Origin of the sequence: Enterobacter sp. 301B, assembly GCF_003850715.1 — a bacterium.
In the GTDB taxonomy this organism is placed as follows: Bacteria; Pseudomonadota; Gammaproteobacteria; order Enterobacterales; family Enterobacteriaceae; genus Enterobacter; species Enterobacter intestinihominis.
The window spans coordinates 1-23,500 of the sequence record NZ_PQTC01000028.1 but is presented as its reverse complement, the minus strand read 5'-3'; the positions used below and the strand labels follow the sequence as shown (position 1 = coordinate 23,500).

The following is a 23,500-nucleotide window of genomic DNA, read 5'->3' as shown; positions in this document are numbered from 1 at the left end:
GATAATCCGGCCTTTTAGCAACACTGGTCTCTTACTTCTCGTTCAGACCGAGTTTTTTCTCCAGGTAGTGGATGTTAGTACCACCATTCTGGAAGTGCTCGTCGCTCATGATGCGCATCTGGAGATCTACGTTGGTTTTGATCCCGTCGATGATCAGCTCCTGAAGGGCGTTCTTCATGCGGGCAATGGCCACGTCACGGTTTTCGCCGTAGCAGATCAGCTTACCGATCATTGAGTCATAATACGGCGGTACGGTGTAACCGGCGTAAATATGGGACTCCCAGCGCACACCAAAGCCACCCGGCGCGTGGAAACGCGTGATTTTACCCGGGCTTGGCAGGAAGGTGTTCGGGTCTTCGGCGTTGATACGGCACTCTACCGCATGGCCTTTAACCACAACTTCTTCCTGTTTGATGGACAGCGGCTGACCGGCTGCGATACGCAGCTGTTCTTTGATCAGGTCAACGCCGGTGATCATTTCGGTAACCGGGTGTTCAACCTGAATACGGGTGTTCATCTCAATGAAGTAGAACTCGCCGTTTTCGAACAGGAACTCAAAGGTACCCGCCCCGCGATAGCCGATATCGACACACGCTTTGGCGCAACGCTCACCGATGTAGCGACGCAGTTCCGGCGTAATGCCCGGCGCTGGCGCTTCTTCGACGACTTTCTGGTGACGACGCTGCATGGAGCAGTCACGTTCAGCCAGATAGATCGCGTTGCCCTGACCGTCAGCCAGCACCTGAATTTCGATGTGGCGTGGGTTTTCCAGGTATTTTTCCATGTACACCATGTCATTGCTGAAAGCCGCTTTCGCTTCCGCTTTGGTCATGGAGATGGACTGCGCCAGTTCAGCATCGCTGCGTACAACGCGCATACCGCGACCGCCGCCGCCGCCAGACGCCTTGATGATAACCGGGTAGCCAATGCGTTTAGCATGGGCGCGGTTAGCATCCATATCGTCGGTCAGCGGGCCGTCAGAGCCCGGTACGGTTGGCACGCCGGCTTTTTTCATCGCGGTGATGGCAGACACTTTGTCACCCATCAGGCGAATGGTGTCGGCTTTCGGGCCAATGAAGATAAAGCCAGAGCGTTCAACCTGCTCAGCAAAGTTGGCGTTCTCAGAGAGGAAACCATAACCCGGGTGAATCGCGACCGCGCCAGTGATTTCGGCGGCGCTGATGATCGCCGGGATGTTCAGATAGCTTTTTACGGACGGAGCCGGACCGATACAGACCGTCTCATCCGCCAGCAATACGTGTTTTAAATCGCGATCCGCGCTTGAGTGCACGGCCACGGTCTTGATGCCCAGTTCTTTACAGGCACGAAGAATACGCAGTGCAATCTCGCCACGGTTGGCGATAACAATTTTATCCAGCATGTTCGCCTCGTTACTCGATGACGACCAGCGGCTCGTCAAATTCTACCGGCTGACCACTTTCGACCAGAATCGCTTTCACAGTACCTGATTTGTCTGCTTCGATCTGGTTCATCATTTTCATGGCTTCAACGATGCACAGGGTATCGCCTACGTTGACTTTCTGACCCACTTCGATGAACGCTTTCGCGTCCGGGCTCGGGGTGCGGTAGAAAGTACCAACCATTGGGGAACGTACGATGTGACCACTGATTTCTGCAGCTGCTGCAGGTGCGGCTTCTGCTGCTGGTGCAACGGCTGCGGAGAGCGCAGGCTGCTGCACTGGCGCAGCATAAGCTTGCTGCATTACCGGGAAGCTAGCGGCTGGGGCTGCACGGCTGATGCGTACAGACTCTTCGCCTTCAGAAATTTCCAGTTCGGAGATGCCTGATTCTTCAACCAGCTCGATCAGTTTTTTAATCTTACGAATATCCATGAGTGGGTTCCGTACTCTTGTTTAGTGTGATTGTGACAAGCGTTTTACCGCTGTCTGTAAAGCGTATGAATAGCCGTCTGCACCCAGCCCACATATCACGCCAGCGGCGATATCTGACAAGTAGGAATGGTGGCGGAACGGCTCTCGGGCGTGCACGTTACTCAGATGGATCTCGATAAACGGGATACTCACCGCGAGCAGTGCGTCGCGTATAGCAACACTGGTGTGCGTAAACGCGGCCGGATTGATCAGGATATAGTCCACAGTGTCTTTAGCCTGATGAATACGGTCGATGATTGCGTACTCCGCGTTTGACTGAAAATGGTCCAAATCCACATTCAGCGAGGCTGCTTCCGTACCCAGACGGTTAACAATTTCGCTCAATGTCAGCGTGCCGTACTTCTCTGGCTCACGGGTGCCGAGCATGTTCAGGTTCGGTCCGTTCAATACTAAAATTTGGAATTTGTCAGCCATTGTGCCGCTATCTCCTGCGATTTTCGGGTAAAAAACAACATATACCCTCAACACGCAATTGTCACCCTTTCAGAGGCCAAAAACCCCTGTCCGGAAAACCGAAGTCGCACATTATAACGATTTCGTAGCATTTGGCAGCTAAATACTGGTCTTATCAGGGAAGATTATCAACCGCTATCCGAAAAAGATTCGCGGCTGATAAATAATCTGCGGGAAAACGCACAGTTTCGTGGACTATCGTACCCACTGGCGGAACTTCTTGTAACGCCATGCTAAAAGGGCCAATGCCAGCAGGGCGTAGATGACCGGCTGAGGAGATAAAATCTTCACCGACCACAGGTAATGGATGGGCGCGAGGATCGCGACAAGATAGACGAAGTTGTGCAGCAGTTGCCAGCGCCGTCCCATTTTTCGCTGCGCGTACTGCGTGGATGTCAGCGTCAGCGCCAGTAAAACCAGCCAGCTTACGATACCCAGCGTCAGATAAGGACGCGTAACCATTTCGCTGCCAAGGAGTGCCAGGTTGTTAATGCCCAGTTCCAGCAGGGCGTAACTGGTGAGATGCAGCGTCGCCCAGGCAAAACACCATAGCCCCAAAAGCCGACGGGTACGTATTAACAATGGCTGTTTAGCGTAGCGCGCCAGCGGTGAGACGAGCAAGGTCGCCAGCAAAAATTTCAGAGCCATCCGACCCGTAAAATGCTGAATATCTTTAGCCGGATCGGCACTGAACTGTCCCTGGCTGGCTGCCCAAAAGAGCCAGATAAAGGGGAGCAATCCGGCTAAATGCAGGAGTACCTTCAGCCAGGTTATCTGCTTTGCCGTTAAACGCACTTAGAAGTTCTCCCGTAAATTCAGCCCACGATAGAGGGATGCCACCTCATCTGCATAGCCGTTAAACAGCAGCGTTGGCTGGCGTTTAACATCCAGCGCGCCGCCGGAACCGATAAAACGTTCCGTCGCTTGCGACCAGCGTGGATGATCAACGTGCGGGTTAACGTTGGCAAAAAAACCATACTCATCTGGCGCTGCGAGGTTCCAGGTGGTGGGTGGGCGTTCACGGGTGAGCTTAATGCTGACGATCGATTTGATGCCCTTGAAACCGTATTTCCACGGTACGGTCAGGCGAATGGGCGCCCCGTTTTGCGGCGGCAGCGCTTTGCCGTAAACCCCGACGGTGAGCAGCGTAAGCGGATGCATGGCTTCGTCGAGACGTAAACCTTCAACGTAGGGATACTCCAGCCCGCCGCCGATAAACCGATCCTTCTGGCCTGGCATCTCGTCCGGGGCATAGCGCGTCTGGAAAGAAACATACTTCGCGTTGCTGGTGGGCTCAACCAGCGCCAGCAGTTTATGCAAAGGGAAACCTACCCACGGCACCACCATCGACCAGGCTTCCACACAGCGCATACGGTAAATGCGTTCTTCAAGTGGGAAGCGGGTGGTGAGGTCATGATGATCCAGCGTCAGCGGCTTTGCCACTTCGCCATCAATCTTCAGCGTCCAGGGATCGGTTTTCATGCTCCCGGCGTTGGCGGCAGGATCGGCCTTATCGAGGCCAAACTCATAGAAGTTGTTATAGCCGGTGACTTTATCTTCCGGCGTCAACGTCAGTTTATTCTGCCACTGCGCCGGTTTCGTGAAGTTAAGCGGTTCGCCAGAGGGGGCTTTCGGGCGGTCGTTGCCCTTAAACCAGTCGAGCAGATCGGCGTGGGCCGCAGGGGGGAGCGTCAGGGCAGTGGCGCTGATGCCAAGCATTTTCAGGATCTGGCGACGCTGTAGCATAAAGACAGACTCGGACGTTACGTCTGCTTCCGTCAGTTTTCGGGTTTTCATGGCATCCTCCGTCAGGCGTTTTTCTAAGCATGACGGAGGAGGAGGGTTAGCGCGAATATGTCACGAAAATTTGAAGATTAGGCGATTTTAACCAGCGCACGACCGTGGAACTGGTTGTCCATGATTTTATTGGCGTACTCTGGCGCCTGGCTCAGGGTAATCTCAGTGGCGCTCTGCTCATAGAATGAGGCTGGCAGATCCCGCGCCAGACGTTCCCAGGCCTCAGCCCGCCGCTCGGCTGGGGTCATGACCGAATCGACACCCTGAAGACGCACGTTACGCAGAATAAATGGCATCACCGTCGTCGGCAGGGCAAAACCACCCGCCAGACCACAGGCCGCCACGCAGCCACCGTAATTCATTTGCGCCAGCACCTTCGCCAGCACTTTGTCGCCGACGGTATCTACAGCGCCAGCCCAGACCTGTTTTTCCAGCGGACGGGTCTCGGCGAATTCGTCGCTGCTCAGAATACGGCTTGCGCCCAACTGACGTAGATAATCATGCGTACTTTCGCGGCCAGAGACGGCGGCGACCTGGTACCCCAGCTTGTGCAGCAGCGTGACGGCCGTGCTGCCCACGCCACCGCTGGCGCCGGTCACGACAATTTCGCCAGAGTCAGGACGGATCCCGGCCTCTTCCAGCGCCATCACGCAGAGCATGGCGGTGAAACCTGCCGTGCCGACGATCATCGCCTTACGGCCGTCCAGGCCTTTCGGCATCGGGACCAGCCAGTCACCTTTTACGCGCGCCTGCGCTGCCAGTCCTCCCCAGTGGTTTTCACCTACGCCCCAGCCGGTGAGCAGCACCTGCTGTCCGGCGTGAAAACGCGGATCTTCACTGGTATGCACGCGGCCAGCCAAGTCGATGCCTGGCACCATTGGGAAATTTCGGATGATTTTACCTTTTCCCGTAATGGCCAGTGCATCTTTATAGTTCAGGCTTGACCAGTCGATATCTACGGTCACGTCGCCCTCCGGCAGGCGGCTCTCGTCAATGGCTTGCACCGAGGCAACGGTTTTGCCGTCCTGCTGTTCTAAGATCAAAGCCTGCATACAGGGTCCTCACTAGGATTGATGATGGGAAAATATGTACTGAAGACTATACTCGCTCAATGAAACGCAGTGCCGATTTAACGCAATAAATTGCCAGATACACCAGGTTTGGTAGTATGCCGCATTTGAAATGCAAGTTAGCGCTCACTTGCGACCCCTTCAACCCACGGAGTAATCTCAAGGATGCGATTAACGACGAAGTTCTCAGCTTTTATCACCTTGCTGACGGGACTGACCATATTTGTCACGCTAATCGGCTGCTCGCTGAGCTTTTATAATGCCATCCAGGATAAGCTGGTTAACCGGGTAGAATCGGTTGCATCGGTTATCGACACTCGCCTGATTACAACCTCCTTCCCGACACTTTCGCGTGAACTGGATGAGTTAATGGTGCCTGTGGATATCGTGCAGATCGACATTAAACAGGGGAAGCAGACCGTTTTCAGCCATACCCGTCAGGGCAGCTACCGTCCTGCCGGCACGGTAGATCAGTATCGGGACATAACGGTACGCTCACTTAAACATCCGGGTATGACAATCCATCTGATGTACCAGGATCCGATGAGCAACTATTTACGCTCGCTCATGACCACCGCGCCCTTAACCATCGCCGTTGCCTTGATCGTCCTGCTGATTTTCCTCGCCGTTCGCTGGCAGCGTCGTCAACTTTCCGGCCAGGAACTGCTGGAAACACGCTCGGTGCGAATACTGAATGGCGAGCGGGGTCCGCAGGTACGGGGATCGGTTTATGAATGGCCATCACGTACCAGTAGCGCCCTGGACGTGCTGCTCTCCGAAATCCAGTTTGCCAGCGATCAGCGTAGCCGTATGGACACGTTGATTCGCTCCTACGCCGCGCAGGATAACAAAACGGGCCTTAACAACCGTCTCTTCTTTGATAATCAGCTGGCTACGCTTCTTGATGATCCCGAAAAGGTGGGGACGCATGGCGTGGTAATGATGATTCGCCTGCCCGACTTCGATCTGCTCCGTGATACCTGGGGCCAGCGCGTGGCGGAAGAGAACCTCTTCACGCTGATTAACCTGCTGTCCACCTTTATTATGCGCTACCCCGGCGCGTTACTGGCACGCTACCACCGCAGCGACTTTGCTGTCTTGCTGCCGCATCGCACCTTAAAGGAGTCCGAGAGTATCGCCAGCCAGCTGTTGAAAGCCGTCGATGCGCTACCCCAGAGCAAAATGCTCGACCGCGACGATATGGTGCATATGGGCATCTGTGCCTGGCGCGGCGGTCAGTCGACGGAGCAGGTGATGGAACATGCAGAAGCGGCCACACGCAACGCCGTATTGCAGGGGGCGAACGGCTGGGCGGTCTATGATGATACGCTACCGGAAAAAGGGCGCGGCAACGTACGCTGGCGAACCCTGATTGAACAGATGCTGAGCCGGGGTGGACCGCGCATCTATCAAAAACCGGCGGTCATAAAAAATGGTCATGTCCATCATCGTGAGCTGATGTGCCGTATTTTTGATGGGACCGAGGAGGTTATCTCCGCAGAGTATTTGCCGATGGTGCTGCAATTCGGATTGTCCGAAGAGTATGACCGCCAGCAAATCACCCGCCTCATTCCGTTTTTATCGTACTGGCCTGAAGAAAATCTGGCTTTACAGGTGACCGTCGAATCGCTGATCCGTCCGCGTTTTCAGCGTTGGTTACGTGACACGTTAATGCAATGCGAAAAATCGCAACGCAAACGCATTATTTTTGAACTTGCAGAGGCAGATGTAGGTCAACACATCAGCCGGTTGCGCTCGGTCGTGCGTTTAATCAATGCGCTTGGGGCTCGCGTGGCGGTAACACAGGCGGGTCTTACCCTGGTCAGCACCAGCTGGATCAAAGAGCTGGATGTCGAATTATTGAAGCTGCATCCGGGTCTGGTAAGGAATATCGAAAAGCGCACGGAAAACCAGCTGCTGGTACAAAGCCTGGTGGAGGCGTGCAAAGGAACGCAAACGCAAGTATTTGCCGCAGGCGTACGTTCACGCAGTGAATGGCAGATGTTGACAGAGCGCGGCGTGACGGGCGGTCAGGGGGATTTTTTTGCCGCCTCTCAGCCGCTTGACACCAATGTGAAAAAATATTTGCAAAGATACTCTGTTTGACCTGCCGTTTACTTTGTTTTCACGTAGAATATCGCGCCTGTAGCTTTGAGTAAGACGAGCATAAAAGCCAGTGAACGACCTTTTATAGGTTACAAGTGAAAGTGAGGGACGCTGCTGTTTACTCAGCCCTGAGGGATTCAGGGGATGAATTTGTAACAAAGGAAACGTGCTGCACTAATTTTCACCGTAGCAGACGATTTTTGCGCCTTGTCGCTGCTGCGTGTGGTTGGTAAAGTAAGCGGATTTTGTTTTCCGCCCCAGCTTTCAGGATTATCCCTTAGTATGTTGAAAAAATTTCGTGGCATGTTTTCCAATGACCTGTCCATTGACCTGGGTACCGCGAATACCCTTATCTATGTAAAAGGACAAGGCATCGTATTGAATGAGCCTTCCGTTGTGGCCATTCGTCAGGATCGTGCTGGCTCGCCAAAAAGCGTGGCCGCAGTAGGCCATGATGCGAAGCAGATGCTGGGCCGTACGCCGGGCAACATTGCCGCGATCCGCCCAATGAAAGATGGCGTTATTGCTGACTTCTTCGTGACCGAAAAAATGCTTCAGCACTTCATCAAGCAGGTTCACAGCAACAGCTTCATGCGCCCAAGCCCGCGCGTACTGGTGTGTGTGCCGGTTGGCGCAACCCAGGTTGAACGCCGTGCAATCCGTGAATCCGCTCAGGGTGCCGGTGCGCGTGAAGTGTTCCTGATTGAAGAACCGATGGCTGCGGCAATTGGTGCGGGTCTGCCGGTTTCTGAAGCAACCGGTTCTATGGTGGTGGATATCGGTGGCGGTACCACTGAAGTGGCCGTTATCTCCCTGAACGGCGTGGTGTACTCCTCTTCCGTGCGTATCGGCGGCGACCGTTTCGACGAAGCCATCATCAATTACGTTCGCCGTAACTACGGCTCTCTGATCGGTGAAGCGACCGCAGAGCGTATCAAGCATGAAATCGGTTCTGCCTATCCGGGTGATGAAGTTCGCGAGATCGAAGTTCGCGGTCGTAACCTGGCAGAAGGCGTGCCACGCGGATTCACCCTGAACTCCAACGAAATCCTGGAAGCGTTGCAGGAGCCGCTGACCGGCATCGTGAGCGCGGTGATGGTTGCGCTGGAACAGTGCCCGCCAGAGCTGGCCTCCGATATCTCCGAGCGCGGTATGGTTCTGACCGGTGGTGGTGCGCTGCTGCGTAACCTCGACCGCCTGTTAATGGAAGAGACAGGTATTCCTGTCGTAGTTGCAGAAGATCCACTGACTTGCGTCGCCCGTGGTGGTGGCAAGGCGCTGGAAATGATCGACATGCACGGCGGCGACTTGTTTAGCGAAGAGTAGTCGGGTGTGAGAGGGTAGCAAATGGCTACCCTTTCTCTCTGACGCGAGAATACGCATAGCCTATGAAGCCAATTTTTAGCCGTGGCCCGTCGCTACAGTTTCGCCTGATCCTGGCGGTTCTGGTGGCGCTCGGGGTCATTATTGCCGATAGCCGCCTCGGTACGTTCAGCCAGATCCGAACGTACATGGATACCGCCGTCAGTCCTTTCTACTTTATTTCAAATGGTCCCCGTGAACTGCTCGACTCCGTGTCGCAAACGCTTTCATCGCGTGACCAGCTCGAACTCGAAAACCGTGCATTACGCCAGGAACTGCTGCTGAAAAACAGCGAGCTACTGATGCTGGGGCAATATAAGCAGGAAAACGCGCGTCTGCGGGAACTGCTTGGCTCGCCGCTGCGCCAGGATGAACAGAAAATGGTCACCCAGGTGATCTCCACCGTAAACGATCCATACAGCGATCAGGTGGTGATTGATAAAGGCAGCGTGAACGGCGTATACGAAGGTCAGCCTGTCATCAGCGATAAAGGCGTTGTGGGCCAGGTCGTGGCGGTTGCCAAACTGACCAGCCGTGTGCTGCTGATTTGCGATGCCACCCATGCACTGCCGATTCAGGTGCTGCGTAACGATATTCGCGTAATTGCCGCCGGTAATGGTTGTACGGACGATCTGCAACTGGAACACCTGCCCGCCAACACGGATATCCGCGTGGGTGACGTGCTGGTGACGTCTGGTCTGGGCGGTCGTTTCCCTGAAGGCTACCCGGTTGCGGTTGTCTCTTCCGTGAAGCTCGACACTCAACGTGCCTACACCGTGATCCAGGCGCGTCCAACGGCTGGCTTGCAGCGTTTACGCTACCTGCTGCTGCTATGGGGCGCCGATCGCAACGGCGCTAACCCGATGACGCCGGAAGATGTGCATCGCGTGGCCAATGAGCGCCTGATGCAGATGATGCCGCAGGTGCTGCCTGCGCCGGATGCAATGGGGCCACCTGCGCCCGTACCGGCTCCGGCGACGGGGTTAACGCAGCCGCTACCGGATGCGCCGCCACCGCCGCAAGTCTCGGGTGGAGGGCAGTAGTGGCCAGTTATCGTAGCCAGGGGCGCTGGGTAATCTGGCTCTCATTCCTCGTTGCATTGTTGCTGCAAATTATGCCCTGGCCGGACGACATTCTTGTTTTCCGGCCAAACTGGGTATTACTCATTTTGCTCTACTGGATCCTTGCCCTGCCGCACCGCGTAAATGTCGGCACAGGTTTTGTGATGGGTGCCATACTGGATCTTATCAGTGGCTCTACGCTTGGCGTCCGCGCCTTATCCATGAGCATTATTGCGTATCTCGTTGCACTCAAATTCCAGCTCTTTCGTAACCTTGCGCTCTGGCAACAGGCGCTGGTGGTGATGTTGTTGTCGCTCGCTGCGGATATCGTTGTTTTCTGGGCAGAGTTTTTAGTGATCAACGTCTCTTTCCGACCGGAAGTGTTCTGGAGTAGTGTAGTAAACGGTGTGCTCTGGCCGTGGCTGTTCCTGCTGATGCGTAAAATTCGCCAGCAGTTTGCCGTGCAATAAAAGGTTTCTATGACGTCTTTGTATCTTGCCTCCGGTTCTCCGCGTCGCCAGGAACTGCTCGCGCAGTTGGGTGTATCCTTCGAACGCATCGTTACCGGTATCGAAGAAAAACGTGCTGAGGGCGAAAGCGCTCAGCAGTATGTCGCCCGTCTGGCGCGTGAAAAAGCGCAGGCGGGCGTTGCATGCGTGCCGCGTGACTTACCGGTGCTGGGGGCCGATACCATCGTCATTCTCAATGGTGAGGTGCTTGAGAAACCCCGCGACGCAGACCATGCGGCGCGGATGCTGCGTAACATGTCCGGACAAACCCATCAGGTGATGACGGCGGTAGCGCTGGCAGACAGCCAGTACGTTCTGGATTGCCTTGTGGTAACGGAAGTGACGTTCAGAGTCCTCACCGACGAGGAGATCGCCGGCTATATCGCCAGCGGTGAACCTATGGATAAAGCAGGTGCATACGGTATTCAAGGGTTGGGTGGCTGTTTTGTCAGGAAGATAAATGGCAGCTATCACGCCGTAGTCGGCTTACCGCTGGTGGAAACGTATGAGTTGCTGAGCAATTTTAACTCACTGCGTGAGGGAAGGGATAATTATGACGGCTGAATTGTTGGTAAACGTAACGCCATCGGAAACCCGTGTGGCCTACATTGATGGTGGCATTCTTCAGGAAATTCATATTGAGCGTGAAGCGCGGCGCGGAATCGTAGGCAATATCTACAAAGGTCGTGTCAGTCGTGTACTGCCGGGTATGCAGGCGGCTTTTGTAGATATTGGGCTCGATAAAGCGGCGTTTTTGCACGCCTCCGACATCATGCCGCATACCGAATGCGTGGCAGGCGAAGAGCAAAAACAGTTTGCCGTGCGCGACATCTCTGAGCTGGTGCGTCAGGGCCAGGATCTGATGGTGCAGGTGGTAAAAGATCCGCTGGGCACCAAAGGCGCGCGTCTGACCACCGACATCACCCTTCCTTCACGTTATCTGGTCTTTATGCCGGGGGCGTCGCACGTCGGCGTGTCACAGCGTATTGAGAGCGAAAGCGAGCGTGAACGCCTGAAAAAGGTGGTCAGCGCCTACTGCGACGAGCAGGGCGGGTTTATTATCCGTACCGCAGCGGAAGGGATCAGCGAAGAAGACCTGGCCTCGGATGCGGCCTATCTGAAGCGCGTCTGGACCAAAGTGATGGAGCGTAAAAAACGCAACCAGACCCGCTACCGGCTGTACGGTGAGCTGGCGCTCGCTCAGCGCGTATTGCGTGATTTCGCCGATGCGCAGCTCGACCGAATCCGCGTGGACTCGCGTCTGACGTACGAAGCCTTACTGGAGTTCACCGCCGAGTACATCCCGGAAATGCCGGGGCTGCTGGAGCATTACACCGGACGCCAGCCGATATTTGATCTCTATGACGTTGAAAACGAAATCCAGCGTGCGCTGGAGCGTAAGGTTGAGCTGAAATCGGGTGGCTATCTGATCATCGATCAAACCGAAGCGATGACCACCGTCGACATCAACACCGGCGCGTTTGTCGGCCATCGCAACCTCGATGACACCATCTTTAATACCAATATAGAAGCGACGCAGGCCATCGCACGCCAGCTTCGCCTGCGTAATCTGGGCGGTATTATCATCATCGACTTTATCGATATGAATAATGAAGACCACCGCCGTCGCGTGCTGCACTCCCTGGAGCAGGCGCTGAGTAAAGATCGCGTGAAAACCAGCATCAATGGCTTCTCGCAGCTCGGTCTGGTGGAAATGACCCGGAAACGGACCCGCGAAAGCGTGGAACATGTCCTGTGTAATGAGTGTCCAACCTGCCATGGACGCGGAACGGTAAAGACGGTGGAGACGGTCTGCTACGAGATCATGCGTGAGATTGTCCGTGTCCATCATGCCTACGACTCAGACCGTTTTCTGGTCTATGCTTCCCCTGCGGTGGCAGAGGCCCTGAAAGGGGAAGAGTCGCACGCGCTGGCGGAAGTGGAAATCTTTGTCGGCAAACAGGTAAAAGTGCAAATTGAGCCGCTCTATAACCAGGAGCAGTTTGACGTCGTCATGATGTAAACGCAGTTCGCTGCGAGATTTAAGGCTGACAAGGAGAGACGCGTGAGGCGATTGCCGGGGATTTTACTGCTTACAGGGGCAACGCTGGTCGTGATTGTCGCGTTGCTCGTGAGCGGGCTGCGTCTCGCCTTGCCGCATCTGGACAGCTGGCGGCCGCAGATCCTGGCAAAAATCGAATCTGCCACCGGTCTGCCGGTGGACGTGAGCCATATCGAGGCAAGCTGGCAGAACTTTGGCCCGACGCTTGATGCGCGGGATATCAGCGCCAGCCTGAAAGATGGCGGCCATCTTAAAATCAAACGCGTCACCCTGGCGCTGGATGTCTGGCAAAGCCTGCTGCATCTGCGCTGGCAGTTTCGCGATTTCACCTTCTGGCAACTTCAGCTGATGACCAACACGCCGCTGCAAAGCGGCGACAGCGATCGTGGGCTGGAAACCAGCCGTATCAGCGATCTCTTCCTGCGTCAGTTCGATCATTTCGATCTCCGCGACAGCGAAGTGAGCTTTATAACCCTTTCCGGACAGCGCGCTGAGCTGGCGATCCCACAGCTGACCTGGCTCAACGGGAAAGATCGCCACCGCGCCGAGGGGCAGGTGAATCTCTCCAGCCTGAACGGGCAGCACGGCGTTATGCAGGTGCGGATGGATCTGCGCGACGACAATGGCCTGCTGAACAACGGCAGGGTGTGGCTACAGGCGGACGATGTGGACGTGAAGCCGTGGCTGGGTGAGTGGCTACAGCAGAACATGCAGCTGGAAACCGCGCGCTTCAGCCTGGAAGGCTGGATGACCCTGACGAACGGGGCGTTCGCCAGCGGCGATATCTGGCTTAAGCAGGGGGGCGCGAGCTGGAAGGGGGAAAACCATCAGCATCAGCTTTCCGTCGATAACCTCACCGCACACGTGACGCAGGATAAAGGCGGCTGGCAGTTCGCTATTCCGGATACGCGCATCTCCATGGATAACAAACCCTGGCCGCGCGGCGCACTGACGCTGGCGTGGATGCCGGAGCAGGACGTCGGCGGGATAAACGGTAAACGCAGCGATGAGTTGCGTATCCGCGCCAGTAACCTGGATCTGACGGCGATCGAAGGGCTGCGTTCAATGGCCGCAAAACTCTCCCCGGAGCTGGGCGAAATCTGGCTGGCGACGCAGCCGAGCGGGCAGATAAACCGGCTGGCGCTGGATATTCCGCTCCAGGCCACGGAAAAGACGCGTTTTCAGGCGGCATGGAAAAATCTCGCATGGAAACAGTGGAAGCTGCTGCCGGGTGCCGAGCACTTCAGCGGTAAACTGGAAGGAAGCGTGGAAAACGGCAGGCTGACGGCAGAAATGCAGGAAGCAAAAATGCCGTACGAAACGGTCTTCCGTGCGCCACTGGAGATCGAAAAGGGAAACGCCACCCTCAACTGGCTGAAGAATGACAAAGGTTTTCAGCTCGATGGTCGCGATATTGATGTAAAAGCCAAAGCGGTACATGCCCGCGGTAATTTCCGTTATCTACAGCCTGAAGGCGATGAGCCGTGGCTGGGCATTCTGGCAGGCATCAGCACGGATGACGGTTCGCAGGCGTGGCGCTACTTCCCGGAAAACCTGATGGGGAAAGCGCTGGTAGACTATCTCAGCGGCGCCATTCAGGGCGGTCAGGCGGATAACGCCACGCTGGTCTACGGCGGCAATCCGCACCTGTTCCCGTATAAGCATAACGAAGGCCAGTTCCAGGTTCTGGTGCCGCTACGCAACGCCACCTATGCCTTCCAGCCGGACTGGCCCGCGCTGAAGAATCTGAATATCGAACTCAACTTCCTGAATGACGGCTTGTGGATGAAGACGGACAGCGTTGCGCTGGGCGGCGTAACGGCAAGCAACCTGACGGCAAACATCCCGGATTACTCCAAAGAGAAACTGCTGATTGATGCGGATATTAAGGGGCCGGGTAAAGCGGTTGGCCCATATTTTGAAGATACGCCGCTGGATGACTCCCTGGCGGCCACTCTCCAGCAGTTGCAGTTAGATGGTGATGTGAATGCTCGCTTACATCTGGATATCCCGCTCGACGGTGAAATGACCACCGCCAAAGGCGACGTTCGTCTGAACAATAACAGCCTCTATATCAAGCCGCTGGACAGCACGCTGAAAAACCTTAGCGGTCAGTTCAGCTTTGTTAACGGCAATCTGAAAAGTAAGCCGCTGAAAGCGACCTGGTTCAATCAACCCGTCAATATCGATTTCTCCACCACCGAGGGCGATAAAGCCTACCAGGTGGCGGTCAATATGGACGCGAACTGGCAGCCGTCACGCATGGATGTTCTGCCGAAGCCGATTGAGAATGCGGTGGTCGGCGCGGTGTCATGGAATGGCAAGGTCGCCATCGACCTGCCTTATCATGCCGGTGCGCGCTATAACGTCGACATTACGGGCGATCTGAAAAACCTCAGTAGCCAGCTTCCCGCACCGCTGAACAAGAAAAGCGGTGAAGCACTGCCCGTCAACGTAAAGGTTGCGGGCAACCTTAACAGCTTCGATTTAACCGGAAACGCTGGCGGAACAAACCACTTCAACAGCCGCTGGCTGCTTAACCGCAAGCTGACGCTGGACAGGGCGATCTGGACGACTGACAGCCGTACCACGCCGCCGCTGCCGGAGCATGCGGGCATTGAACTGAATCTCCCGCCGATGGATGGCGCAGAGTGGCTGGCACTGTTTCAGAAAGGTGTCGGGCAAAACGTCGATCAAACGGCGCAGTTCCCGCAGTCCATTACCTTGCGCACGCCTGCGCTGACGCTGGGTGGGCAGCAGTGGAACAACCTGAGTATTGTCTCCCGGCCGACGGTGAACGGCTCAAAGGTCGAGGCGCAGGGGCGTGAAATTAACGGTTCGTTGACGATGCGCGATAACGCGCCATGGCAGGCGGCTATCCGTTATCTCTATTACAACCCGACCTTTACGGCGTCTAAAACACAGTCGACAAGTACGTCTCCTTTCAGCAGCAGTGGAACGTCGCGCGTGGATTTCAGCAACTGGCCCGATCTCCAGCTGCGCTGTGCGGAGTGCTGGCTGTGGGGACAGAAATATGGCCGTATCGACGGTGATTTTGCTATTCAGGGCAATACGCTGAGCCTCTCTGGTGGGCTGGTGGATACCGGCTTTGGCCGCATGACTGCCGCTGGCGAGTGGGTGAACAAACCGGGTGAACAGCGCACCTCTTTGAAGGGCGATATTAAAGGCAACAAGCTGGACGCAGCGGCTAACTTCTTTGGGATCAGCACGCCGCTTCGCGGATCGTCCTTCGATGTGAATTACGATCTGCACTGGCGCGCGGCACCGTGGCAGCCGGACGTTGCCTCGCTGAACGGTATCCTCAGAACCCGTTTTGGTAAGGGACAAATTGCCGATGTTAGCACCGGTCATGCAGGGCAAATACTGCGCCTGCTGAGCTTTGACGCGCTGCTGCGCAAGCTGCGCTTCGATTTCAGCGATACCTTCAACGACGGTTTCTATTATGACTCCATTCGCGGAACGGCCTGGATCAAGGACGGCGTGATGCATACCGATGATACGCTGCTGGACGGCCTGGAAGCGGACATCGCCATGAAAGGATCAGTGAACCTCGTGCGCCGGGAGCTGGATATGGAAGCGGTTGTTGCCCCGGAAATCTCCGCTACAGTGGGTGTCGCTACCGCTTTTGTGGTCAATCCGATAATTGGCGCGGCGGTATTTGCCGCCAGCAAAGTGCTGGGGCCGCTCTGGAGCAAAGTCTCGATTCTGCGTTACCGCATTACGGGCCCAATCGATAAACCGCAGATTAATGAAGTGCTGCGCCAGCCGCGCAAAGAAGCACAGCAATGATTTGACGTGGGCAGGTAATTGCCTCACTCTCAATAATATTGATTTTATACCGCCACTGGCGGCAACGAACGAGTAGCAATACGATGAGTCTGAACCTGGTAAGTGAACATTTGCTCGCAGCGAACGGCCTGAGCCATCAGGACCTGTTCTCCATTCTTGGTCAACTGACCGAACGCCGCCTCGACTACGGCGATCTCTATTTCCAGTCGAGCTATCACGAATCCTGGGTTTTAGAAGACAGCATCATTAAAGATGGTTCTTATAACATTGACCAGGGCGTCGGCGTGCGCGCCGTCAGCGGCGAAAAAACCGGTTTTGCTTATGCAGACCAGATAAGCCTGGCCGCGCTGGAGCAGAGCGCGCAGGCGGCGCGAACCATTGTGCGTGATACCGGCGACGGTCGCGTGAAAACCCTGGGTGAAGTGCAGCACGCTGCGCTTTATACCAGCATCGACCCACTGCAAAGCATGAGCCGCGAAGAGAAGCTGGACATCCTGCGTCGCGTGGACAAAGTGGCTCGCGCGGCGGACAAACGCGTGCAGGAAGTCTCTGCCAGTCTGAGCGGGGTCTATGAGCTGATTCTGGTGGCGGCGACGGACGGTACGCTGGCCGCCGACGTGCGTCCGCTTGTGCGCCTCTCTATCAGCGTGCAGGTGGAAGACGACGGCAAGCGCGAGCGCGGCTCAAGCGGTGGCGGCGGTCGTTTTGGCTACGACTGGTTCCTCGGCGACGTTGACGGCGAAGCGCGCGCGGATGCGTGGGCAAAAGAAGCCGTGCGCATGGCGCTGGTCAACCTGTCTGCCGTGGCGGCACCTGCCGGTACGCTGCCGGTGGTTCTGGGCGCAGGCTGGCCTGGCGTGCTGCTGCACGAAGCGGTCGGTCACGGCCTGGAGGGGGATTTCAACCGTCGCGGGACGTCCGTATTCAGCGGTCAGATGGGGCAGCTTGTCTCCTCCGAGCTGTGTACCGTGGTGGATGATGGCACCATGCTCGACCGTCGCGGCTCGATTTCTATCGACGATGAAGGCACGCCGGGCCAGTACAACGTGCTGATCGAAAATGGCGTACTGAAAGGTTACATGCAGGACAAGCTTAACGCGCGTCTGATGGGCGTTGCGCCAACGGGTAACGGTCGTCGCGAATCCTACGCGCACCTGCCGATGCCGCGCATGACCAACACCTACATGCTGCCGGGTAAATCCACGCCGCAGGAGATTATCGAATCCGTTGATTACGGTATCTTCGCGCCAAACTTTGGCGGCGGCCAGGTGGATATCACCTCCGGTAAATTTGTCTTCTCTACCTCAGAGGCGTATCTGATTGAGAAGGGCAAAGTGACCAAAGCGGTGAAGGGCGCAACCCTGATTGGCTCTGGCATTGAGGCCATGCAGCAGATTTCCATGGTGGGTAACGACCTGAAGCTGGATAACGGCGTGGGCGTTTGCGGCAAAGAGGGTCAGAGCCTGCCGGTAGGCGTGGGCCAGCCAACCCTGAAGGTCGATAACCTGACGGTGGGCGGCACGGCGTAATTTTTTCATTTTCCCCTCACCCTAACCCTCTCCCCAACGGGGAGAGGGGACTGCTCCGTGCCGTCTTTTCTCCCTCGCCCCTTTGGGGAGAGGGCCGGGGTGAGGGGGGAGGCCTACTCTTTCCTTCTTCCCCGCATCCCCTGAAACAGCTCTGCCACTTCCACAAAATAGTCCGTCAGATAGTTAATACAGACCTGCACCTTCAGCGGCAGCTTGTCCTTTTCGGTATAGAGCGCGTACACCGGGCGCGGATCCGACTGGTAGCGCGGGAAGAGGATCTCCAGTTCGCCGCTGTTGATCTCGTTGATCACCCACATCAGCGGCACGTAGGCGATCCCGGCCCCGGCCACCAGCCAGCGTGAGATGGTCATCGGATCGTTGGTCACGAAGCGGCCTTCAGGCAGCAGTTTGGTGGAAAGCCCTTCTGGCGCGATCAGTTCAAATTCGTTATCTGGGCGAACGCTGTATTCCAGCCACGAGTGGTTGCTCAGGTCAGCAGGTTTTTCCGGTACGCCATACTGTGCCAGATAGCTTTTCGAAGCGCAGACCACCATCGGCATGCTGCCCAGTCGACGCGAGAACAGGCTCGAGTCCTGCAATGCGCCAACGCGGATCACCACGTCTAACCCATCGGCAATCAGATCCGGTGCCGGAATACCCGTTACCAGATTAACGGTTAAACCGGGATACTCTTTCAGCATTTCCGCCGTCATGGCAGCGAGAACATTTTGTGCCATAGTTGAAGAACACCCGATACGCAGCGTGCCGATAGGCGTGTTGTTAAAAGCGTAGAGCTGCTCGTGAACATCCTGCACTTCATGCAGCATTCGACGGCAGCCCTGATAGTAAATTTTACCCGCTTCCGTCAGCCCAATGCTGCGGGTGCTGCGGTTGAGCAGCTTCACCTGGAGCTCATCTTCCAGTTTTGACACTGTCTGGCTAATGGATGAGACGCTCATTTGTAGCTGACGTGCTGCGGCGGTAAAAGAGCCTTGCTCAACCACTTTCGCAAAGACGGACATGCGTTTTAGACGTTCCATTATTCACTCTGGCTTAAAAGTGATTTAGATCACATATGATAGATAACAGCATAACAGTTACGTTAATATATTATTAATTACATAACGGCTGCGCCACTCTCACCCGGCAATTCATGCTCTCCTGCGGCGGCGTGAGCTTAATAATCCAGTAACCTGCATCTCTTTAATCAAGGTCAACATGAGTCTGTTTCCCGTTATCGTGGTGTTCGGTCTGTCGTTCCCACCGATATTTTTCGAGCTTCTTTTATCACTGGCGATCTTCTGGCTGGTGCGCAAGGTGCTGGTCCCTACCGGGATTTATGATTTCGTCTGGCATCCTGCATTGTTTAATACCGCGCTGTATTGCTGCCTGTTCTATTTAATATCGCGCATGTTTGTCTGAGGTTGATGTGAAAACGCTAACAAGAAAAATCTCCCGCACTGCCATCACTATGGCGCTGGTCATCCTGGCGTTCATCGCTATTTTTCGCGCCTGGGTTTATTACACCGAATCCCCGTGGACGCGCGATGCGCGTTTCAGCGCGGAGGTGGTCGCGATAGCGCCCGATGTCGCCGGTCTCATTACGGCGGTCAATGTCCACGATAACCAGCTGGTGAAAAAAGATCAGGTACTGTTCACTATCGACCAGCCGCGCTATCAAAAAGCGCTGGAAGAAGCGGAAGCCGACGTAGCGTATTACAACGCGCTGGCCGCTGAAAAACGCCGTGAAGCAGGACGTCGTAACAAGCTGGGCATCCAGGCCATGTCCCGGGAAGAGATTGATCAGTCCAATAACGTGCTGCAAACCGTGCTGCATCAGCTGGCAAAAGCGCAGGCGACGCGCGATCTGGCGAAGCTCGATCTGGAACGTACCGTTATCCGCGCCCCGTCCGATGGCTGGGTAACCAACCTCAACGTCTATGCGGGTGAGTTTATCACGCGCGGCTCTACGGCCGTGGCGCTGGTGAAACAGAACTCTTTCTACGTCCTCGCCTATATGGAAGAGACCAAGCTGGAAGGCGTGCGTCCGGGCTATCGCGCCGAAATCACGCCGCTCGGCAGCAACCGGGTCCTGAAAGGAACCGTGGACAGCGTGGCCGCGGGGGTGACCAACGCCAGCAGTACCAATGATTCAAAAGGGATGGCGACCGTCGATTCTAACCTCGAGTGGGTTCGTCTGGCGCAGCGCGTACCGGTACGCATTCGTCTGGATGAGCAGCAGAGCAACCTCTGGCCCGCTGGCACCACGGCGACGGTAGTGATCACCGGTGAAAAAGACCGTGATGCCAGCCAGGATTCTATCTTCCGTCAAATCGCCCATCGCCTGCGCGAGTTTGGTTGATCGCTATGGGCATTTTTTCCATCGCCAGCCAGCACATCCGCTTCGCCGTGAAGCTGGCATGCGCCATTGTGCTGGCGCTGTTTGTTGGCTTCCATTTCCAGCTTGAAACGCCGCGCTGGGCTGTTCTGACCGCCGCGATCGTCGCCGCCGGTCCTGCCTTCGCGGCGGGTGGCGAACCTTACTCCGGGGCAATTCGCTATCGCGGGATGCTGCGTATTATCGGTACCTTTATCGGCTGTATCGCCGCCCTGACCATTATCATCCTGATGATCCGCACGCCGCTGCTGATGCTGATTGTATGCTGTATCTGGGCGGGTTTTTGCACCTGGGTCTCTTCGCTGGTGAAGGTGGAGAACTCGTACGCCTGGGGCCTGGCGGGATATACCGCGCTGATTATTATCATCACCATTCAGAGTGAACCGCTGCTTGCTCCGCAGTTCGCCGTGGAACGTTGCAGCGAGATTGTCATTGGTATCGTCTGCGCGATTGTCGCCGATCTGCTCTTCTCTCCGCGATCCATCAAGCAGGAAGTCGATCGTGAGCTGGACGCGCTGATTGTTGCCCAGTACCAGCTCATGCAGCTGTGCATTAAGCACGGCGACAGCGAAGAGGTCGACAAGGCCTGGAGCGCGCTGGTGCGCCGCACGCAGGCGCTGGAAGGGATGCGCAGTAATCTCAATATGGAGTCTTCCCGCTGGGAGCGTGCCAATCGTCGTCTAAAAGCGATCAATACCGTCTCGTTAACGCTGATCACCCAGGCGTGTGAAACCTACCTGATTCAGAACACTCGCCCCGAAGTGGTAACGGATACCTTCCGCGAACTGTTTGATGAGCCTGTGGAGACGGTGCAGGACGTGCATCGACAGCTTAAACGCATGCGTCGTGTGATTGCCTGGACGGGCGAACGGGATACGCCAGTCACCATTTATACCTGGGTTGGCGCCGCAACGCGCTACCTGCTTCTGAAACGCGGCGTGATTAGCAACACCAAAATCAGTGCGGCGGAAGAAGAGGTGTTACAGGGCGAAGTGGTGATCAAACCGGAATCCGCCGAGCGTCATCATGCGATGGTTAACTTCTGGCGTACCACCCTGGCCTGTATACTCGGCACGCTGTTCTGGCTGTGGACCGGCTGGACGTCCGGCAGCGGCGCGATGGTGATGATTGCCGTCGTTACCGCGCTGGCGATGCGTCTGCCCAACCCGCGCATGGTCGCTATTGATTTTCTGTACGGCACCATTGCGGCGTTACCCATTGGCGCGCTCTACTTCCTGGTAATCATCCCCTCGACGCAGCAAAGCATGCTTTTGCTCTGTATCAGCCTGGCGGTGATGGCGTTCTTTATCGGGATTGAGGTACAAAAACGCCGTCTGGGATCGTTAGGTGCGCTGGCGAGTACGATTAACATCCTCGTGCTGGATAACCCGATGACCTTCCATTTCAGCCAGTTCCTGGATAGCGCATTAGGCCAGCTGGTGGGCTGTTTCCTGGCGATGATGGTGATCCTGCTGGTGCGGGATAACTCTCAGGCGCGGACAGGGCGCGTGCTGCTCAATCAGTTTGTGTCGGCCGCCGTATCGTCCTTGACCACCAACACCGCGCGGCGCAAGCAGAACCACCTTCCGGCCCTTTACCAGCAACTGTTCCTGCTGTTGAATAAATTCCCGGGCGATGTCGCTCGCTTCCGTCTGGCGTTAACCATGATTATTGCGCACCAGCGTCTGCGGAACGCGCCAGTGCCGATCAACGACGATTTGTCCGCTTTCCACCGCCAGCTACGGCGAACGGCGGACCATGTGATATCGGCATCCAGTGATGACAAACGTCGCCGCTACTTTAAGCAACTGCTGGAGGAGCTGGATATCTACCAGGAGAAACTGCGAGTCTGGGAAGCCCCGCCGCAGGTTACCGAGCCGGTAGAGCGGCTGGTGTTTATGCTGCACCGCTACCAGAATGCGCTGACAGACAGCTAACGAAGAGAAAACCGACGCCAAAAGCGTCGGTTTTTTTGTGGCTATACTTATTCTTGCAGGTTCAAACATTCAGGAAGGGAGGACACATGACAACCCAGGCTCTTCAGGACAGTATTCTTTTTCAGACCGGGTATCTGGTTAACGGTATCTGGAAAACACTCGACACCACGTTTGATGTGCTAAACCCGGCCACGGGCGAGGTGGTTGCGAAAGTGGCGAAAGCAGGGAAAGCCGAAACCGAAGAGGCCATTGCGGCCGCGACGAAAGCCTTTCCCGCATGGCGCGCAAAAACGGCAAAAGAGCGTTCCGCGATCCTCTATCGCTGGTATGAACTGATTATCGAGAACAAAAGCTGGCTCGGGCGGCTGATGACCACCGAGCAGGGCAAGCCGCTGAAAGAGGCTGAGGGCGAGGTGGACTACGCTGCCAGCTTTATTCAGTGGTTTGCGGAGCAGGCCAAGCGCGCTAACGGTGAAATCATTCCTCCGGTTAAACCCGGCTCCCGTATTCTGGCCACTCGTGAACCTGTTGGGGTGGTTGCTGCTATCACGCCATGGAATTTCCCGATGGCTATGCTCACCCGTAAGCTCGGCCCGGCGCTGGCAGCAGGATGTACCGGCGTCATCAAGCCTGCAAACAACACGCCGCTGAGCGCCTTTGCGCTGCTGACGCTGGCGAAGCAGGCCGGTGTGCCGGATGGTGTGCTGAATGCGGTCGCGGGGAGCACCTCAGAAATTAGTGACGCCATTATGGCCAGCCATGACGTGCGCAAAATCTCGTTTACGGGGTCAACCGCCGTCGGGAAAACGCTGGTTCGCAATTCCGCTGAGACCATGAAAAAGGTATCGATGGAGCTGGGCGGCAATGCGCCGTATATCGTTTTCGAGGACGCGGATATTGAGGCCGCCGTCAAAGGCGCCATCGCCAATAAATTCCGTAACGCCGGGCAGGTCTGCGTCAGCGTAAACCGTTTCTATATTCAGGAGACGGTCTATGACAAGTTTGTCAATCAGCTTGCCGATGCGGTGAAGGCGCTGAAGGTGGGTAACGGTCTGGACGAGGGCGTCGTTGTCGGCCCGCTGATTGAGCCTTCGGCTGTCGAGAAAGTCCGTGAGCACGTCGAAGATGCGGTAGCGAAGGGGGCCACGGTGCTGGCTGGGGGTAAACCGCACGAACTTGGCGGCAACTTCTGGATGCCAACCGTACTCGGTGACTGCCATGAAGGCATGAAGCTGGCAGAAGAGGAGACCTTTGGTCCCGTTGCCGCCTGCTTCCGCTTCACGTCGGAAGACGAAGTGGTTATGCGCGCTAACAATACGCCTTACGGGCTGGCGGCCTACTTTTATACCCAGAATCTCTCGCGCGTGTTCCGCGTCTCACAGGCCATTGAGAGCGGCATGATCGGAATTAATGAATGTGCGGTCTCGACCGAGCTGGGTCCGTTTGGGGGCGTAAAAGAGTCCGGGCTGGGGCGCGAGGGGTCCGTGCTGGGG

Annotated in this window: 19 protein-coding genes; 12 read left to right on the top strand and 7 right to left on the bottom strand. The window is 56.1% G+C overall.

The window, feature by feature from the left end; translation table 11 throughout:
- Positions 1–31: 31 nt before the first annotated feature.
- From accC to C3451_RS21140, 6 genes are all read right to left on the bottom strand, one after another.
- Positions 32–1,381 (bottom strand): acetyl-CoA carboxylase biotin carboxylase subunit, encoded by a 1,350-nt coding sequence (gene accC, locus C3451_RS21165; protein WP_003860388.1) that lies wholly within the window; start codon positions 1,379–1,381, stop codon positions 32–34.
- A 10-nt stretch (positions 1,382–1,391) separates the two neighbouring features.
- Positions 1,392–1,853, bottom strand: coding sequence for an acetyl-CoA carboxylase biotin carboxyl carrier protein (gene accB / locus C3451_RS21160; RefSeq protein WP_010436174.1), 462 nt, complete (start codon positions 1,851–1,853; stop codon positions 1,392–1,394).
- 21 nt (positions 1,854–1,874) lie between these two features.
- Positions 1,875–2,327, bottom strand: a complete 453-nt coding sequence (gene aroQ / locus C3451_RS21155; protein ID WP_022649568.1) for a type II 3-dehydroquinate dehydratase — start codon at positions 2,325–2,327, stop codon at positions 1,875–1,877.
- Between the two features lie 234 nt (positions 2,328–2,561).
- The gene (gene msrQ / locus C3451_RS21150) at positions 2,562–3,161 is read right to left on the bottom strand and encodes a protein-methionine-sulfoxide reductase heme-binding subunit MsrQ (RefSeq protein WP_023298745.1); all 600 of its coding nucleotides are present in this window, start codon (positions 3,159–3,161) and stop codon (positions 2,562–2,564) included.
- A complete protein-coding gene (gene msrP / locus C3451_RS21145; protein WP_124304400.1) occupies positions 3,162–4,163 on the bottom strand; it encodes a protein-methionine-sulfoxide reductase catalytic subunit MsrP in 1,002 nt (333 codons plus the stop codon).
- A 77-nt stretch (positions 4,164–4,240) separates the two neighbouring features.
- Complete coding sequence (locus C3451_RS21140) at positions 4,241–5,215, bottom strand: MDR family oxidoreductase (protein ID WP_124304399.1); 975 nt, start codon at positions 5,213–5,215, stop codon at positions 4,241–4,243.
- A 183-nt stretch (positions 5,216–5,398) separates the two neighbouring features.
- Here C3451_RS21140 and csrD point away from each other — a divergent pair, with 183 nt between their 5' ends.
- The 8 genes from csrD (at position 5,399) to tldD (ending at position 17,672) form a co-directional block, all read left to right on the top strand.
- Entirely contained in the window at positions 5,399–7,339 is a 1,941-nt protein-coding gene (gene csrD / locus C3451_RS21135) for an RNase E specificity factor CsrD (RefSeq protein WP_045622126.1), read from the top strand.
- Positions 7,340–7,621: 282 nt separating this feature from the next.
- A complete protein-coding gene (gene mreB / locus C3451_RS21130) occupies positions 7,622–8,665 on the top strand; it encodes a rod shape-determining protein MreB (protein WP_000913396.1) in 1,044 nt (347 codons plus the stop codon).
- Between the two features lie 62 nt (positions 8,666–8,727).
- On the top strand, positions 8,728–9,744 hold the full coding sequence (mreC, locus tag C3451_RS21125; RefSeq protein WP_003860400.1) for a rod shape-determining protein MreC: 1,017 nt from the start codon (positions 8,728–8,730) through the stop codon (positions 9,742–9,744).
- Positions 9,744–10,232: a rod shape-determining protein MreD gene (mreD, locus tag C3451_RS21120; protein WP_003860402.1), complete on the top strand. Its 489-nt coding sequence runs from the start codon at positions 9,744–9,746 to the stop codon at positions 10,230–10,232. Before mreC ends, mreD begins: the two co-directional genes overlap by 1 nt.
- A 9-nt stretch (positions 10,233–10,241) precedes the next feature.
- The gene (locus tag C3451_RS21115) at positions 10,242–10,835 is read left to right on the top strand and encodes a nucleoside triphosphate pyrophosphatase (RefSeq protein WP_045622124.1); all 594 of its coding nucleotides are present in this window, start codon (positions 10,242–10,244) and stop codon (positions 10,833–10,835) included.
- The gene (rng, locus tag C3451_RS21110; protein ID WP_003860405.1) at positions 10,825–12,294 is read left to right on the top strand and encodes a ribonuclease G; all 1,470 of its coding nucleotides are present in this window, start codon (positions 10,825–10,827) and stop codon (positions 12,292–12,294) included. The genes C3451_RS21115 and rng overlap by 11 nt, the downstream gene beginning before the upstream one ends.
- 42 nt (positions 12,295–12,336) lie before the next feature.
- Positions 12,337–16,143, top strand: coding sequence for an AsmA2 domain-containing protein YhdP (yhdP, locus tag C3451_RS21105; protein WP_045622122.1), 3,807 nt, complete (start codon positions 12,337–12,339; stop codon positions 16,141–16,143).
- Positions 16,144–16,226: 83 nt separating this feature from the next.
- Positions 16,227–17,672, top strand: a complete 1,446-nt coding sequence (gene tldD / locus C3451_RS21100; RefSeq protein ID WP_022649562.1) for a metalloprotease TldD — start codon at positions 16,227–16,229, stop codon at positions 17,670–17,672.
- Between the two features lie 113 nt (positions 17,673–17,785).
- Here the strand turns inward: tldD and aaeR are convergent, their stop codons facing one another.
- Entirely contained in the window at positions 17,786–18,712 is a 927-nt protein-coding gene (gene aaeR / locus C3451_RS21095) for an HTH-type transcriptional activator AaeR (protein WP_022649561.1), read from the bottom strand.
- Between the two features lie 178 nt (positions 18,713–18,890).
- Between aaeR and aaeX the strand changes: the two genes are divergently transcribed.
- The 4 genes from aaeX to C3451_RS21075 all read left to right on the top strand — a co-directional run.
- On the top strand, positions 18,891–19,094 hold the full coding sequence (gene aaeX, locus C3451_RS21090; RefSeq protein WP_003860416.1) for a p-hydroxybenzoic acid efflux pump operon protein AaeX: 204 nt from the start codon (positions 18,891–18,893) through the stop codon (positions 19,092–19,094).
- A gap of 7 nt (positions 19,095–19,101) precedes the next feature.
- The gene (gene aaeA, locus C3451_RS21085; RefSeq protein WP_023298740.1) at positions 19,102–20,034 is read left to right on the top strand and encodes a p-hydroxybenzoic acid efflux pump subunit AaeA; all 933 of its coding nucleotides are present in this window, start codon (positions 19,102–19,104) and stop codon (positions 20,032–20,034) included.
- Between the two features lie 5 nt (positions 20,035–20,039).
- A complete protein-coding gene (gene aaeB / locus C3451_RS21080) occupies positions 20,040–22,007 on the top strand; it encodes a p-hydroxybenzoic acid efflux pump subunit AaeB (RefSeq protein ID WP_023298739.1) in 1,968 nt (655 codons plus the stop codon).
- A gap of 86 nt (positions 22,008–22,093) precedes the next feature.
- A partial coding sequence (locus C3451_RS21075; protein ID WP_148089906.1) for an NAD-dependent succinate-semialdehyde dehydrogenase occupies positions 22,094–23,500 on the top strand: 1,407 nt, incomplete at its 3' end.